Raw genomic sequence first — 14,433 nt, 5'->3', positions numbered from 1 at the left:
GGCCCCCGCCTCCGCTCACCCCGTGGCCGAGCCTGCTCCCGCCGAGCAGGTTGTTCCCGCCCAGGTTGCGGCGGCCCCCGCCTCCGCTCACCCCGTGGCCGAGCCTGCTCCCGCCGAGCAGGTTGTTCCCGCCCAAGCTGCGGCGGCCTCCGCTCCACCCGCGGCCGAGCCCGCTCCCGCCGAACGGGCTGTTTCCGCCCGAGCTGCGGCGGCCCCCGCCTCCGCCCACCCCATGGCCGAGGCAGCCACGACCCCGGCCGACAAGAGCTAGCCCCGCCACCCCACACCCTGTGGACAACCCAACCTCGCCACCCCCGACTTGTCGGTCCCCCCGGGTAGCGTGGAAATCGGGGGTCCCCAGAGCTGGATGATCATGGACTTGGGCGCGCTCGTGCGGATCAGGGTCCGGATCGGCTAGTCCCGGAGGACGCCCAGCGCCGCCTCGTGCAGGTGGCCGTTGGAGGTCAGCACGTTCCCCCCGTCGAACCGCCCGGCCCCGGACAGGTCCGTGAACCGCCCGCCCGCCTCCTCCACCAGCACCTGGAACGGCGCCACGTCCCACGGGTTCACGATGGCCTCGGCCGCCAAGTCGATCGCCCCCTCCGCCACCAGGCAGTGCTGCCAGAAGTCCCCGAACGCCCGGTTCTCCCAGCACGCGTCGACCAGCGCCAGGTAGCGCTCCCGCGACTCGTGCTCCACCCAGCTCCCCAGGTGCGTGGTCGACAGGTACGCGTCGGCCAGGTCCGACACCCCCGACACCGACAGCCGCCGCGGCCGGGAACCGGCCACCCCCAGCCACGCCCCCTCACCCCGGGCGGCCCACCACCGCCGCCCCAGGGCGGGCGCGCTGACCACCCCCACCGCGGGCACGCCGTCGACCACCAGGGCGATCAGCGTCGCCCACACCGGCACGCCCCGCAGGAAGTTCTTGGTGCCGTCGATCGGGTCGAGCACCCACGCCCGTCCCGCCCCGACCTGCCCGCCGCGCTCCTCGCCCGCCACGGTGTCCTCGGGGAACTCCTGGTCGAGCAGGGTGCGGATGGCGTCCTCGACGGCCGTGTCGGCGTCGGTGACCGGGGTGCGGTCGGGTTTGCGGGAGACCGCCAGGTCCGAGGCGCGGAAGCGGGCGCGGGTGATGGCGTCGGCGGTGTCGGCCAGGCGGAGGGCGAAATCAAGGTCAGGTGCCACGACGGGGATCGTGCCAGGCATACGCTGTGGTGTGTGAGTGTGGTGCTGCTGGCCGAGGACGACGCGGCCATCGCTGATCCCCTGTCCCGTGCCCTGCACCGGGAGGGGTACGAGGTGCAGGTCGTCGCCGACGGGCACGCCGCGTTGGAGTCGGCCTCCACGGGGGTGCCCGACCTGCTCGTGCTCGACCTGGGGCTGCCCGGCATCGACGGCCTCGACGTGTGCAGGCGGCTGCGGGCCGCGGGCCGGGGCATCCCGGTGCTGATGCTGACCGCGCGCGCCGACGAGGTCGACTTCGTCGTCGGGCTGGACGCGGGCGCCGACGACTACGTGGCCAAGCCGTTCCGGCTGGCCGAGCTGCTGGCCCGCATCCGGGCCCTGCTGCGCCGCCAGGCCCCTGGGGCCATCGACGTCAACGGGGTCAAGATGGACCTCGCCGCGCGGGTGGTGACCCTCGACGGCGTGGAGGTCACCCTGGCCAACAAGGAGTTCGAGCTGCTGCGCGTGCTCATCCAGCGCGCCGGGCAGGTGGTCACCCGCGAGGAGATCCTCACCGAGGTGTGGAGCGACCCCGAGCTCAAGACCTCCAAGACCCTGGACATGCACGTGTCCTGGCTGCGCCGCAAGCTCGGCGAGGGCGGGCCGAGGTTCTCCGAGCGGCGCATCGCCACCGTGCGCGGCGTCGGCTTCCGGTTCAACGCCGAGTAGCGGGGCATGCGCCGCCGCATCCTGCTCGCGATCCTGCTCGCGGTCACCGTGACCGCGTGCGCCCTGGGCATCCCGCTCGGCTACACCGCGCTGGCCGTGGTGGAGAGCCTGACCACGGAGGACCTGCAGGTCCGCGTGCAGCAGATCGCGGCCACCCTGGACGACGACATCGCGCACAACCGCCCCATCGACCTGCGCAGGCTGGAGCTGGGCGTGCCGGAGGGCCGGGGCAGGCTGACCGTGACCCGGCCAGGCGAGCCGGAGATCGTCTACGGGATCGAGGCGGTCGAGGACATGGTGCGGGCCGAGGCCGACATCGTGAACCGGGGCAAGGTCACGCTCGCCCTCGACGCCGCCCCGGTGCGCACCCGGCAGACCCAGGTCGCGGCGCTGGTGGCGCTGGTGGTGGTGCTGACGATCGGCGCGGGCACGGTGGTGGCGATGGTGACCGCGCGCAGGCTGGCCCGGCCGCTGCGGCACGTCGCCGAGCGGGCCAGCAGGCTCGGCGCGGGTGACTTCCGGCTCGACCGGGCCCGCTACGACCTGCACGAGCTCGACCAGGTGGCCGAGGCGCTCGACGACTCGGCGACCGCGCTGGCCCAGCTCGTGCAGCGCGAGCGCGACCTGGTCGGCGACGTCTCCCACCAGCTCCGCAGCAGGCTCACGGCGCTGCAACTGCGGCTGGAGGCGCTGACGACCGTCCACGACGAGGACGCCAGGGCCGAGGCGACCGCCGCGCTGGAGCAGGCGGAGCGGCTGGCCGACGTGCTCGACGAGCTGCTCGCGGCCGCCCGCGAGGCCAGGGCGGTCGGCGCGGAGCCGGTCGACCTGTCGCTGGAGCTGACCATGCTGGCCGAGGAGTGGCGGGGGGTGTTCCGCGCCGAGGGCCGCGCCCTGCGCGTGCGGCTGGCCCCGGGGCTGCTGGCCAGGGTCACCCCGGCCCGGCTGCGCGAGGCGATCGGGGTGCTGCTGGACAACGCGCTGCGCCACGGGGCGGGGGCGGTCTCGCTCACGGCCAGGGGTGGCGGGCCCGCGCGGGCGGACTCGGTGGTCATCGAGGTCGCCGACACCGGGGCCGGGGTGCCGGACGAGCTGGCCCCGCACATCTTCGACCGGGGCGTGTCCGGGGCGGGCTCGACCGGGCTCGGCCTGGCCCTGGCACGTGCCCTGGTGGACTCCGACGGGGGCCGGTTGGAGCTGTCGACGGCCCGGCCGCCGACGTTCAGCGTGTTCCTGCCGGTGCCGAAGGCGGGCAACGTGCGGGGTGTGCAGTGGCCCGCCGAACGGTCTCCGCGCTGAATTACCGAACTTGTCCCAATTCGTCCGGGAATACCCAGCGGCGGAATCCCCAGAACCGGAAACCGACCGCGAGCAGCATGCCGATGATCGAGCCGCTGATGAAGTCGGCTGATTCCTGGACCAACAGGCTGACGTGCGGGACTTCGAGGTTGAACACGTAGCGGGAGATCAGCGGCGGGACCAGGTTGATGCCGACGGCGACGCCGCTGATGACGAAGAACAACGCGGCCTCGTGGTGGCGCTCACGACCGCCCCTGGTGCGGAACGACCATTCCCGGTTGAGCACGTAGTTGACGATCGTGGCCACGATGATGGCGATTGCCTTGGCCGTGATCGGCTTGTCATTGAGGACGGTCAGCTTGAGCAGGTACCAGATGCCGTTGTCGATGACGAACGTCGTGCCGCCGACCAGCGCGAACTTGACCAGTTCCCGGTGCTTGAGGGCCAGCCTGCGCAGACGGGAGGGCAGCACGCCCAGCACGGAGTCGACAACGGTCACCGGCGCAGTCTAGGCCGAACGCTGTTCAGGCCGCCTGCTTGTCGTCGGTCTCGGCGACGACCGCGCGCAGCGGCCGAACCCTGGCCACCGCGTCCGGGAACACCCACTTCTTGAACGCCCACCAACGGAACACCATCGCCACCAGGGTCCCGAGCAGGTTGCCCGCGACGAAGTCGGCGACCTCCTGGGTCACCAGCGTGACCTCTGGCACCTGCAGGTGCAGGAAGTAGCGGGAAACGAACAGCGGCACGGAGTTGAGCACCACGCCCATCCCGCTGATCAGGAAGAACAGCGCCGCCTCGTGCCTGCGCTCGCGGCCACCACGCTCCCGGAAGGACCACTCGCGGTTGAGCACGTAGGACACGATCGTCGCCACGACCACCGCGATGGCCAACGCGGTGACCGGGTTCTTGTTCAAAATGGTCAATTTGAGCGCGTAGTTCACCGTGATTGTCACAATGAAACAAATGCCGCCGACCACAGCGAACTTCAACATGTCCTGGTGCTTGCGCAGGAAGGCCCGCACCGGTACCGGGACACGGGCGAGCACATTCTCCACAACCGCCATAGCGGCGAAGTCTATCCAGAGCGGACCGACCGCGCGGTAGGGGTCTTTCAGCCTGTCCGGTCCGCCCGGTTCTCCAGGAATAGGAGGCTGTCGAGGCCGGGCAGCCACAGCAGCCACAGCGATGCCGAGTCGGTCGCCGCCCCCAGCGTCGCGGTCACCGTCACCTCCTGGTCCGGCCAGGGCAGCCGGTGCACGTGGGCGGTGAGGGACAGCGCGCGCCCGGGGGCCAGCGGCGCCCGGCTCACGCACCGGCGCTCGCCGCAGTCGAGGCCCGGCGCCTCGGCGCCGCGCAGCGGCCTGTCGAAGTCCAGCGCGACCACCTGCGCGGTGTTCCCGGTGTTGCGCACGACGACGTCCACCGCGGGTCCGTCGTGCCACACCCCGGCCCGCTGCGCGATGGTCACCTCGACCCGGTCGACCCCGACCGGCGGCCGCACCCGCACCGAGATGCGCACCGCGGTACCGCGCGCCCCGCCGGCGCCCGCCGTCCCGGTGATCACGCCGTCCACGCCACCGGGCTCGGCGACCAGGCTCAGGGTGAACCGGCTCATCGCCCCCGGCTCGATGCCGGGGCCCTGGCAGACCAGCTCCCGCACACCCGCGCACCCCGCCGCCCGCGCCCCGCTCGACCGCACGCCGTCGGGCAGGCTCAGCGCGATGGTGACGGGGCCCGAGGTCGTGCCCCCGGTGTTGCGGACGGTGAAGACGAGGTCCGCCGGGGTGCCGGGCTCGAGCACCGGCGGCGTGTTCGGGCCGGTGACCTCCAGCGCGGCCGGGCTCGGGGCGGGCGGCGGCGGTGGTGTGCTCAGCGGGCTGGTCGGGGTCGGCGGCGCGGCCTGGCCGCTCTGCTCGGGGACCTGCGGGACGGGCGGGGTCCGCGCCGAGGTCGGTGGCGGGGCGTCGCTCGGCGGCGGCGCGGTGGCCGGTGGGCTGGCGGGCGGGGTGGGCGGCGGGGCCTGCTGCGAGGTGGCGGGCGGCCCGTCGGCCACCGACAGGGGCGCGTCCAGGTTGACCGGGGTCGCCGCGACCCCGACCGCGACCGCCGCCGCGACCACCGCGCCGGACACCCCGGCCAGCACGCCCTGGCGGGCCCCGGTCGCCACCGCGCCCGCGGCCAACCCGCCGGACCCGCCCGCGACCAGGCCGGTGGTGGCCGCCGAGGACGCCAGGTACGCCGCGGCCAGCGGCCCGAGGACCACCGGGGCCACGACCGCGCTCAGCGACCCGTTGACCTCGGTCAGCTCCGCGGCCAGCGCCCGGCACCGCGCGCACCCGTCCAGGTGCGACTCGACCTGCGCCCGCTCCCGCGTGGACAACCCGCCGCGAACCCAGGCGCCCAGCCGGTCGGCGGTGGCCCGGCACGCCTCGTCGCTGCTGCCCGCCAGGTGCACCTGCAGGTAGGCCTGGCGCAGCCCCTCGCGCGCGCGGTAGGCCAGCGCGGAGACACCATTGGGCGACAACCCCAGCAGCGGACCCACCTGCGCGGGGGACTGCCTCTCGACCTCGGTGTGCCACAGCACGGCCTGCCACCGCTCGGGCAGCGCCGCGAACGCCCGCGCCGCCATCGTCCGCTCCAGCCCGGCCACCGCCGGGTCGGCGAACGGGACGGTGACCGACTCCGGCTTGACCCCGCTGACCTGGGTGACGTCCTCGGTCAGCTCGACCTTGCGCTCGCGCCGCGTCTTGTCGTAGGCCGTGTGCCGCAGCGCGGTCAGCAGGTAGGCCCGGAACGCCGCGTCGGGCCCCTTGCCCTGGCGCAGCGCGTCGAGCACCTTGGCGAACGCCTCGGACACCAGGTCGTCGGCCTCGGCGGGGGACCTGGCGAGCTGGCGGGCCAGGTTGCGCGCCGCGACGACGTGCCGCTCGTACAGCTCGCCGTACGCGGACACCGCGCCCCCGCGCACCGAGCTGATCAGGTCGGCGTCGCTGGGTCCTTGCACGTCCGCGGGCATGTCGGCCACACCAACCCCTTTCCCGGGTCAGTGTGATACTTCCCCGCGCGCCCCGCCGGTCGCAGCCCCGAAGGTGTGACCACGTCATGATGGGCACCTCGGCTCGTCCCACCCCCGGGTGAACTGCGAAAGGGAACAGGCGTTGCAGCACACGAGCAGCAGACTGGGCTCGCTCCGCGACCGGTGGCGGTCCGCGAGCGCGGCCGCTGGCTGGCGCTACCCCGGGGACTGGGCCGTCCCCGAGGTCGACACGGTGTGCGCGGCGGCGCTGGCGGGTCAAGACCTGGCTGAAGCCCTCTCCGCCCTGGGGCGCGCCCGTGCCCGCGCGGGGGCCACCCTTCCGGAGACGCTGGCCGACCTCGCGGCCCTGCACGCGGTGCTGACGGTTCCGCACGAACTCGTCTCCCCTAATCCTGACGCCACTCCTGCTGCCCTGCTCCGGCGCACCGCGGAGTCCTGGGCCGAGGCGGCCACCGCTCCGGCTGAGTGCGGTGCGGACCCGTTGACCGGGTTGTCCACGGCGGCTTATCTGCGGGTGCGCGTGGGGGAGATGTACCGGGAGGCGCGTCGGGCGGGGACGACCGCGGGGGACCGGTTCTCGGCGGTGGTGATCAGCTTGGACCTGTCGGCCACCTCGGGGTGGTCTCGGTTGATGGCGTCCGTGCTCTTGGCGGAGTGTTTGCGTGAGGTCTTCGATGGCGGGGAGACGGTTGCGGCGCTGGGGTCGTCGGTTGTGCTGGTGATCGCGCGGCGGGGGGATGGGGTTGGGCATCGGGCCGCGGCGGCGCGGCACCGGGTGGCTTCGGCGTTGATGGCTGATCCGGCGTTGGTGGGGATTGGGGTGCGGGTGCGGGGGCAGGTTTTGCCTGGGTCGGAGGAGGAGGCGCGGGAGATGCTTCGGGAGTTGGCTCGGGGGTGAGGGTGTGGATGACTGCTGGTGGTGTGGGTGTTGACATCGGGGGTCTCCAAGGGAAGATGATCTTTGGGTGACCTGGGGCCCTGGTGTGGGCTGGGTGGGGCCTGTCCCGTGGGGCCGCGGAGCTACGGGCGGCCAGGACTGGGTCGAGGCCCAGGGATGACAGAGCTTTTGGGTGGGGTGTGGTGGTGGGAAGGGGTGCTGGGTGATGAGGGTGTGGGCGGGGCGCTGGTGGGGTGGGTGATGGAGGGGGCTGTGGGGAGCTGGGGGTGAGACGTGGTTGTGGCTGGGTGGGTGTGGGGTGGGCTTACGGGGGTTTCACGTGAATCCGTGGGCGTGTCGGCTGGCTTTTTGGGGCGTGGTTTGCTGTGCGGGTGACTGAGCGGGTGGGGGCTGAGGTCGTGGGTGGGGTCGCGCGGTGGTGGCCGCTGGCGGTGTTGCCGGGGGTTTGCCTGGTCGCGGGGGTCGTGGGGTGGGTGTTGGGGTGGCACCTGGGGGTGGACAACGCCGTATACCGGTCGGGGGCGGTGGCGTTGTTGCGAGGTGAGCCGCTTTACGACGCCATGTCGTTGCGTGCCGAGCCGGAATGGGCCCGGTTGCCGTTCACCTATCCGCCGACGGCGGCGTTGTTGTTCGTGCCGTTGGCGTTGGTGCCCACGCAGGTGGCTTGGGGGATCTTGGGGGCGGTCACGCTGGGGGCGTTGGCCGTGGCGGTCTCGGTGGCGGTTCGCGCGTTGCCGGATCGTCCACAGTGGATGGATGAGCGGGTGGTGCTCGTGGGGCTGGGGATCGTGCTGGTGGGGTTGGAACCGGTGTGGCGCACGTTGTTCCTCGGGCAGATCAACCTCGTGTTGCTGGTCCTGGTGATGGTGGACGTGCTCGTGCTGGGGACGCGGGGGAGCCGGTTCGGCGGGGTGCTCGTGGGCATCGCGGCTGCGGTGAAGTTGACGCCGTTGGTGTTCGTGGGGCACTTGTTGTTGTTGCGGCGGTGGGCGGACGCGGCCAGGGCGGTGGGGACGTTCCTGGTGTTGCAACTGCTGATGCTGGGGTTGGTGCCGCACGACGTCGCCGCGTTCTGGGGGAGGGCGGTGCAGGACCCGCAGCGCATCGGGCCCATCTACTGGGCGGGCAACCAGTCGCTCAACGGGCTGGTGCTGCGGTTGACCGACAACGCCGACTGGTCGATGCGGGTCGTCGTCCCGATCGCGATCGTGCTGGCCGTGCCGTGCGCGCTGTGGGTGCGCAAGCTGGCCGCGCGGGGAGAGCCACTGCCCGCGCTGCTGGTCACGGCGTTCTTCGGACTGCTGATCAGTCCCGTGTCCTGGTCGCACCACTGGGTGTGGGCGGTGCCGCTGGTGGTCTTCCTGCTCTCCCGCGTCCGCGGCCGTCGGGACGTGTGGCCGGTGGCCGCGGTGGTGGCCGTCTTCGCGAGTTGCGTGCTGCTCGTGATGCGCAACGGGCTGGCCGTCGAGTTCGAGTGGACACCCCCGGAATACGTGATCGGCAGCGCCTACTTGCTGGTGCCGGTTGTGGCCGGGGCGATAGTGCTGGTCAAGCGCTCCAGGTCGCGTCTGTAGAGTCCCGGGCTCGTGGACAAGCGCACCGGATTCCCCACCGTCGGCATGGTGGGCGGCGGCCAGCTCGCGCGGATGGCGCACCAGGCCGCCGTCGCCCTCGGCCAGTCGTTGCACGTGCTCGCCGTCGCCGCCGACGAGCCCGCGTCGCTGGTCTCGCCGGACGTCATGCTCGGCCACCACACCGACCTCGACGCCCTGCGCCGCTTCGCCGCGACGGTCGACGTGGTCACCTTCGACCACGAGCACGTCCCCACCGAACACCTGCGCGCCCTCGTCGCCGACGGCGTCCGGGTCCACCCCGGACCCGATGCCCTCGTGCACGCCCAGGACAAGCTGGTCATGCGCCGCAAGCTCGCCGAGCTCGGCCTGCCCGTCCCCGCCTTCACCGAGGTCGCCTCGGTCGAGGACCTGGTGTCCTTCGGCGACGCGCACGGCTGGCCCGCGGTGCTCAAAGCCGCTCGCGGGGGCTATGACGGTCGCGGCGTGTGGATGGTCTCCTCGGCTGCCGAGGCGGCCGGGTTGGTGCCCGAGCTGCTCGCCGCCGGGACGCCGCTGCTGGCCGAGGCCAAGGTCGAGATGCGGCGGGAGCTGGCGGCGATGGTCGGGCGGTCGCCGTTCGGCCAGGGCGGGTGCTGGCCCCTGGTGGAGACCGTGCAGGTCGACGGGATCTGCGTCGAGGTCATCGCCCCCGCCCCCGGGGTGCCGCGGGAGCGGTCGCAAGCCGCCCAGGAGATGGCGCTGCGCATCGCGACCGAACTGGAGGTCGTGGGGGTGATGGCCGTCGAGCTGTTCGAGACCGACGCCGGGCTCGTCATCAACGAACTGGCGATGCGACCGCACAACTCGGGCCACTGGAGCATCGACGGGTCCCGGACGTCGCAGTTCGAGCAGCACCTGCGGGCCGTCCTGGACTACCCGCTGGGCGCGACGGACACGCTGGCGCCGTGGACGGTGATGGCCAACGTGCTGGGAGCCGCCGAGACGCCTGCGATGGGCGTCGACGAGCGGTTGCACCACTTGTTCGCGCGGTACCGGGACGCCCGGCCGCACTTCTACGGCAAGACCGAACGCGCCGGGCGCAAGGTCGCGCACGTGACGTTCCTGGGCGACGACCTGGAGTCCTTGCGGGAAAAGGCCCGACTCGCCGCCCACTGGCTCTCGCACGCCGTGTGGCTCGACGGCTACAGCATCCACTAGGAGTTTTTGATGACTGAGAACCCGCAGGTTGGTCTGATCATGGGGAGCGACTCGGACTGGCCGGTGATGCAGGCCGCGGCTGACGCGCTGGCTGAGTTCGACGTGCCGTTCGAGGTGGGGGTGGTCTCCGCGCACCGGACGCCCGGCCGGATGCTGACCTACGCGCAGGAGGCGGCGGGCCGGGGGTTGCGGGTGATCATCGCTGGGGCCGGTGGGGCCGCGCACCTGCCGGGGATGGTGGCCTCGGCGACCGTGCTGCCGGTGATCGGGGTGCCGGTGCCGTTGAAGTACCTGGACGGGATGGACTCGCTGTTGTCGATCGTGCAGATGCCCGCTGGGATTCCGGTGGCCACTGTCTCGGTGGGCGGGGCGCGGAACGCGGGGTTGTTGGCTGTGCGGGTGCTGGCTGCTTCGGACGTGGTTCTGCGGGAGAAGTTGACGGCTTTCGCGGCTTCCCTGGAGGAGATGGTGTTGGAGAAGGACGCTCGGCTGCGGGCTTCTGTGGCGGAGGGGGCGGCTCGCTGAGGTCGGCTCGCTGGCGCATTGCCGGGTGTCCGGTCGCCGCGATCGTTCAACTCCGGGAGGCTGGCGTCAAGGGCGCTTCGCGTCGCTGCGCGATGGGCTTCGCCCACCCTCGACACCAGCCTCCCGAAACAAGGGCGGCCAGTGTTGGGTCCAGGCCGGGGTGTGGCAGGTGGGGGTGTGTATGTGGGTGAGCCCCTGGGTCATGGCTTCATCTCGTAGGTTCCGGAGAGGGCTACGACCTGGTTCCAGACGGCGTTGAAGCGGTCGTGGTCCACGTCGGGCTTGCGGATTGCCGACAGGGCCCACTTCTGCTGCGCTGCCGTCGATGAGGGCTTGCCGTGCAGGGCGGTGGCGTAGCGGGAGAAGTCGTCGGTGAAGGTGGCGAAGATCTGGTCCAGGGCCTGGGTGTCGGTGCCGGTCAGTTCGGCTTGTTCGAGGATGAGCTGGCCGTAGACGACCAGGGTGAACAGTTCGCCCAGGGCTATGGCGAAGTCCAGGTCCTTGGCCTGGTCGGGGGTGATGCCCGCGGTCACCAAGGCGGTGAGGGCGTCGGCTTGTTCGGAGAACACGGCGACGTTCGGGATGTGCTGGAAGGTGCGGTAGGCCTCGCGCCAGTCGGCGAAGGTGATCGCGCTCAGGCCGCGTGCCGGGCCCTGGCGGAAGAGGAAGGCGTCGTCCTCGGGGGCCTGGCGGGTGGGGATGTCGGCGTGGGTGCCCTGGGGGAAGAGGTATTGCGGTAGGAACTTGAGGATCAGGGCCATGTTCACCGCCACGGTGCCCTCGAGCTTGGGCAGGCCGCGGATGTCGGCGGCGGCGACGGTCAGGTAGCTGTCGGCCTCGAAGCTCTTGGCGGCGACGATGTCGGTCAGCAGGTTCACCACGCGCTCGGTCTCGGTGGTGGCCTTCATCTTGGTGACCGGGTTGAACAGCAGGTAGCGGCGGTCGTCCGGGTTCGCCGAGCGGAAGTAGTCCACGGCGCGGTCGCAGAACAGCTTGGCGGCCAGCAGGCGGGTGTAGGCCTCCACGAACTGGGCGCGCACGTGCGGGAAGTCGGTGACCCGGTTGCCGTAGAGGACGCGGTTGTGGGCGTGGGTGATCGACTCGTAGAGGGAGTGCTCGGCGATGCCGATGCCGCCGAAGCTGAGGTTGAACTTGCCGATGTTGACCGTGTTCAGCGCGGCGTCGAACGCGGCCGGGCCGCTGTGCAGGATGTCGTCGGCGGTGACCGGGTAGTCCTCCAGGCGGAACTCGGACACGTAGATCTGCTGCGGCACCACGTTGCGGACCAGGTGGTAGTTCGGGTGCGCGCTGTCGGCGGTGAAGAAGACGTACGCGTCCGGCCCCTCGACGCCCTCGACGCGGCCGAAGACGGAGACGACCCGGGCGACGTTGCCGTTGCCGATGTAGTACTTGCCGCCGGTGGCGCGGTAGCCGCCCTGGCCGTCGGGGGTGAGCACCATGTCGGTGGCGTAGATGTCGGCGCCGTGGTCGCGCTCGGACAGGCCGAAGGCGCACACCCCGCCCTCGTCGAGGACGGCGGCCGTGCGGGCGCGGGCGGTCTGGTTGCCGCTCTGCCACACCGGGCCCAGGCCCAGGATGGTGACCTGCCACGGGTACCAGTAGCTCAGGCCGTAGAAGCCCAGGATCTCCGACAGTGCGGCGATGCGGGCGGTGTCCCAGCGCTTGTCCGCCGCCCGGCCCGCCTCGGCGCGCGGGGTCAGCAGGGTCGCGAAGAGCTGCTCCTGGGCGGCGAAGCGCAGGAAGTCGGCGTGGAAGCGCTTGGCGTGGAAGTCGGCGACCAAGGCGCGCTTGCCCCTTGCCTCGAACCAGTCGATGGTGGCGCGCAGCAGTCGGCGCGTCTCCGGGTCGAACCGCGCGGGGTCGTAGTCCGCGGGGGAGAACAGAGGTCCGGGCATGGCGGCGACTCCGGGGCGATGACGGCGGGTACCTGCCGGTAAGTTACCTCTTGGTAACCGATGGGCCAAGGGTCTTGCGGCGGGTGCCCCAGAACACAGGGCAACGATGTGAACGCGCGCTAACATTGACGCGGACCTGGTGACATGTGGAGGTGGCAAGGTGGACGCGGGCTTCGGGTTGTACCAGCTCGGCGACGAGCACAACGCGCTGCGCGAGGCGGTGCGCGACCTCGCCGAGAAGGAGATCGCCCCCTACGCGGCCGAGGTCGACGAGCAGGAGCGCTACCCCGACGAGGCGCTGGCCGCGCTGAACAAGGCGGGTTTCAACGCCCCGCACATCCCCGAGGCCTACGACGGCCAGGGCGCCGACTCCATCGCGGGCAACATCGTCATCGAGGAGCTGGCCCGCGTCTGCGTGTCGTCCTCGCTCATCCCCGCGGTCAACAAGCTCGGCACGATGAACCTCGTCCTGGGCGGCTCGGAGGAGCTCAAGAAGGAGGTCCTGCCGACCATCGCCACGGGCGGTGAGATGGCCTCTTACGCGCTGTCCGAGCGCGAGGCCGGGTCCGACACCGCCGCCATGCGCACCCGGGCGCGGCTGGACGGCGACCACTGGGTCCTCAACGGCACCAAGTGCTGGATCACCAACGCGGGCATCTCGAGCTGGTACACGGTCATGGCCGTGAGCGACCCCGAGGCCGCCAAGCCCGCCGACGGCATCACCGCCTTCATCGTCCACAAGGACGACCCCGGCTTCTCGGTCGGCCCCAAGGAGCGCAAGCTCGGCATCAAGGGCTCCCCGACCCGCGAGATCTACTTCGAGAACTGCACCATCCCGGACAACCGCGTCATCGGCGAGCCCGGCCAGGGCCTGCGCCTGGCGTTCCGCACCCTGGACCACACCCGGCACTCGATCGGCGCCCAGGCCCTCGGCATCGCCCAGGGCGCGCTCGACCAGACCATCGCCTACGTCAAGGACCGCAAGCAGTTCGGCAAGGCCATCGGCACCTTCCAGGGCGTGCAGTTCATGCTCGCCGACATGGCCGTGAAGATCGAGGCGGCCCGCCACCTCGTCTACGCCGCCGCCGCCAAGGTCGAGCGCGGCGAGCCGGACGCCTCCTTCGCCTCCTCGGCCGCCAAGACCTTCGCCTCGGACACCGCGATGTCGGTGACCACCGACGCCGTCCAGCTCTTCGGCGGCGCGGGCTACACCCGCGACTTCCCGGTCGAGCGCATGATGCGCGACGCCAAGATCACCCAGATCTACGAGGGCACCAACCAGATCCAGCGCATGGTGATGGCCCGCCAGCTCCTCAAGGGCTGAGCCCCGCTCCTCCGACTGCCCCCGGCGACCACGTCGCCGGGGGCAGTTCGGCGTTCGCGAGGGTGCGGTCGAAGATCTTGACACCCGGCGGTCATTGCGGACCGAAGTTGTCCGGAAGACGGCCTAGAGTTCTGCTTGTACTCAAGAAGACGAGATCAGGAGAACCTCATGAGCAGCCTCATCCAGGACCGCACGCAGACCGCCTCCGTCGAGGCCATCGGCGGCGAGCGCGGCGACCTGCTCCAGACGCTGCGGCAGCACCGGGGGTTCCTGCGGTTCACGGCGAAGGGCCTGACCGACGAGCAGGCGCGGGCTCGGACCACGGTGAGCGAGTTGACCGTGGGTGGGCTGATCAAGCACGTGTCGAACTGCGAGGCGGGCTGGGCGCTGTTCATGGTGGGCGGGGCGGAGCTGATGGCGACCGGGCTGCCGTCCGAGCAGGAGTGGGCCGAGGACTTCAGGATGACCGAGGACGAGACGCTCGAGGGGCTGCTGGCGGGGTACGAGGCGGTGGCGGCGAAGACCGACGAGCTGATCGCGACGCTGGACCTGGACGCGGCGTTCCCGCTGCCGGAGGCGCCCTGGTTCGAGTCGGGGGTGTCCTGGTCGGTGCGGCGGGTGGTGCTGCACATCCTCGCCGAGACGACCCAGCACGCGGGGCACGCCGACGTCGTGCGCGAGGCGATCGACGGGCAGAAGACGATGGGCTGACCAGGGTGGGCTGACCATGGTGGGCTGACGCCCCCGCGGGGCACAATCCCACC

General features: G+C 71.6%; 13 protein-coding genes. 8 read left to right on the top strand and 5 right to left on the bottom strand.

What is annotated here, in order from left to right:
* Positions 1–414 precede the first annotated feature (414 nt).
* Positions 415–1,209, bottom strand: coding sequence for a histidinol-phosphatase (gene hisN / locus GCL84_RS18560; protein WP_156756744.1), 795 nt, complete (start codon positions 1,207–1,209; stop codon positions 415–417).
* Positions 1,210–1,227: 18 nt separating this feature from the next.
* On the opposite strand from hisN, the gene GCL84_RS18555 reads away from it, so the two are divergent.
* Complete coding sequence (locus GCL84_RS18555) at positions 1,228–1,896, top strand: response regulator transcription factor (protein WP_156756775.1); 669 nt, start codon at positions 1,228–1,230, stop codon at positions 1,894–1,896.
* Between the two features lie 6 nt (positions 1,897–1,902).
* Positions 1,903–3,195 (top strand): sensor histidine kinase, encoded by a 1,293-nt coding sequence (locus GCL84_RS18550; RefSeq protein ID WP_156756743.1) that lies wholly within the window; start codon positions 1,903–1,905, stop codon positions 3,193–3,195.
* 1 nt (position 3,196) lies between these two features.
* Here the strand turns inward: GCL84_RS18550 and GCL84_RS18545 are convergent, their stop codons facing one another.
* From GCL84_RS18545 to GCL84_RS18535, 3 genes are read right to left on the bottom strand one after another with little or no spacing between them, the layout of a single operon-like run.
* Complete coding sequence (locus GCL84_RS18545) at positions 3,197–3,694, bottom strand: GtrA family protein (RefSeq protein ID WP_156756742.1); 498 nt, start codon at positions 3,692–3,694, stop codon at positions 3,197–3,199.
* A gap of 25 nt (positions 3,695–3,719) precedes the next feature.
* The gene (locus GCL84_RS18540) at positions 3,720–4,262 is read right to left on the bottom strand and encodes a GtrA family protein (RefSeq protein WP_156756741.1); all 543 of its coding nucleotides are present in this window, start codon (positions 4,260–4,262) and stop codon (positions 3,720–3,722) included.
* A gap of 47 nt (positions 4,263–4,309) precedes the next feature.
* Entirely contained in the window at positions 4,310–6,214 is a 1,905-nt protein-coding gene (locus GCL84_RS18535) for a sigma-70 family RNA polymerase sigma factor (RefSeq protein WP_235926411.1), read from the bottom strand.
* Between the two features lie 142 nt (positions 6,215–6,356).
* Between GCL84_RS18535 and GCL84_RS18530 the strand changes: the two genes are divergently transcribed.
* The 4 genes from GCL84_RS18530 to purE all read left to right on the top strand — a co-directional run bounded on the left by GCL84_RS18530 (position 6,357) and on the right by purE (position 10,429).
* Complete coding sequence (locus tag GCL84_RS18530; RefSeq protein WP_235926403.1) at positions 6,357–7,133, top strand: GGDEF domain-containing protein; 777 nt, start codon at positions 6,357–6,359, stop codon at positions 7,131–7,133.
* Positions 7,134–7,504: 371 nt separating this feature from the next.
* Entirely contained in the window at positions 7,505–8,707 is a 1,203-nt protein-coding gene (locus tag GCL84_RS18525) for a glycosyltransferase 87 family protein (protein ID WP_235926402.1), read from the top strand.
* Between the two features lie 12 nt (positions 8,708–8,719).
* Entirely contained in the window at positions 8,720–9,904 is a 1,185-nt protein-coding gene (locus tag GCL84_RS18520; RefSeq protein ID WP_156756738.1) for a 5-(carboxyamino)imidazole ribonucleotide synthase, read from the top strand.
* A 9-nt stretch (positions 9,905–9,913) separates the two neighbouring features.
* On the top strand, positions 9,914–10,429 hold the full coding sequence (purE, locus tag GCL84_RS18515; protein WP_156756737.1) for a 5-(carboxyamino)imidazole ribonucleotide mutase: 516 nt from the start codon (positions 9,914–9,916) through the stop codon (positions 10,427–10,429).
* A gap of 200 nt (positions 10,430–10,629) precedes the next feature.
* On the opposite strand, the gene GCL84_RS18510 is transcribed toward purE, so the two are convergent.
* The gene (locus tag GCL84_RS18510; protein WP_156756736.1) at positions 10,630–12,345 is read right to left on the bottom strand and encodes an acyl-CoA dehydrogenase family protein; all 1,716 of its coding nucleotides are present in this window, start codon (positions 12,343–12,345) and stop codon (positions 10,630–10,632) included.
* A 160-nt stretch (positions 12,346–12,505) separates the two neighbouring features.
* Between GCL84_RS18510 and GCL84_RS18505 the strand changes: the two genes are divergently transcribed.
* Complete coding sequence (locus GCL84_RS18505) at positions 12,506–13,669, top strand: acyl-CoA dehydrogenase family protein (RefSeq protein WP_156756735.1); 1,164 nt, start codon at positions 12,506–12,508, stop codon at positions 13,667–13,669.
* A gap of 168 nt (positions 13,670–13,837) precedes the next feature.
* A complete protein-coding gene (locus tag GCL84_RS18500) occupies positions 13,838–14,380 on the top strand; it encodes a DinB family protein (RefSeq protein WP_156756734.1) in 543 nt (180 codons plus the stop codon).
* Positions 14,381–14,433 lie beyond the last annotated feature (53 nt).

The organism is Actinokineospora pegani, assembly GCF_009745975.1.
GTDB classification, from domain to species: domain Bacteria; phylum Actinomycetota; class Actinomycetes; order Mycobacteriales; family Pseudonocardiaceae; genus Actinokineospora; species Actinokineospora pegani.
The sequence above is the reverse complement of the archived record's forward strand: the minus strand, read 5'-3'. Positions and strand labels throughout refer to the sequence as shown.

What these genes read in the sequence shown, in the direction of transcription:
- hisN (WP_156756744.1), bottom strand. Translation starts at nt 1,209, where the DNA reads ATGCCTGGCACGATCCCCGTCGTGGCACCTGACCTTGATTTCGCCCTC.
- GCL84_RS18550 (WP_156756743.1), top strand. Translation starts at nt 1,903, where the DNA reads ATGCGCCGCCGCATCCTGCTCGCGATCCTGCTCGCGGTCACCGTGACC.
- GCL84_RS18540 (WP_156756741.1), bottom strand. Translation starts at nt 4,262, where the DNA reads ATGGCGGTTGTGGAGAATGTGCTCGCCCGTGTCCCGGTACCGGTGCGG.
- GCL84_RS18535 (WP_235926411.1), bottom strand. Translation starts at nt 6,214, where the DNA reads ATGCCCGCGGACGTGCAAGGACCCAGCGACGCCGACCTGATCAGCTCG.
- purE (WP_156756737.1), top strand. Translation starts at nt 9,914, where the DNA reads ATGACTGAGAACCCGCAGGTTGGTCTGATCATGGGGAGCGACTCGGAC.
- GCL84_RS18510 (WP_156756736.1), bottom strand. Translation starts at nt 12,345, where the DNA reads ATGCCCGGACCTCTGTTCTCCCCCGCGGACTACGACCCCGCGCGGTTC.
- GCL84_RS18500 (WP_156756734.1), top strand. Translation starts at nt 13,838, where the DNA reads ATGAGCAGCCTCATCCAGGACCGCACGCAGACCGCCTCCGTCGAGGCC.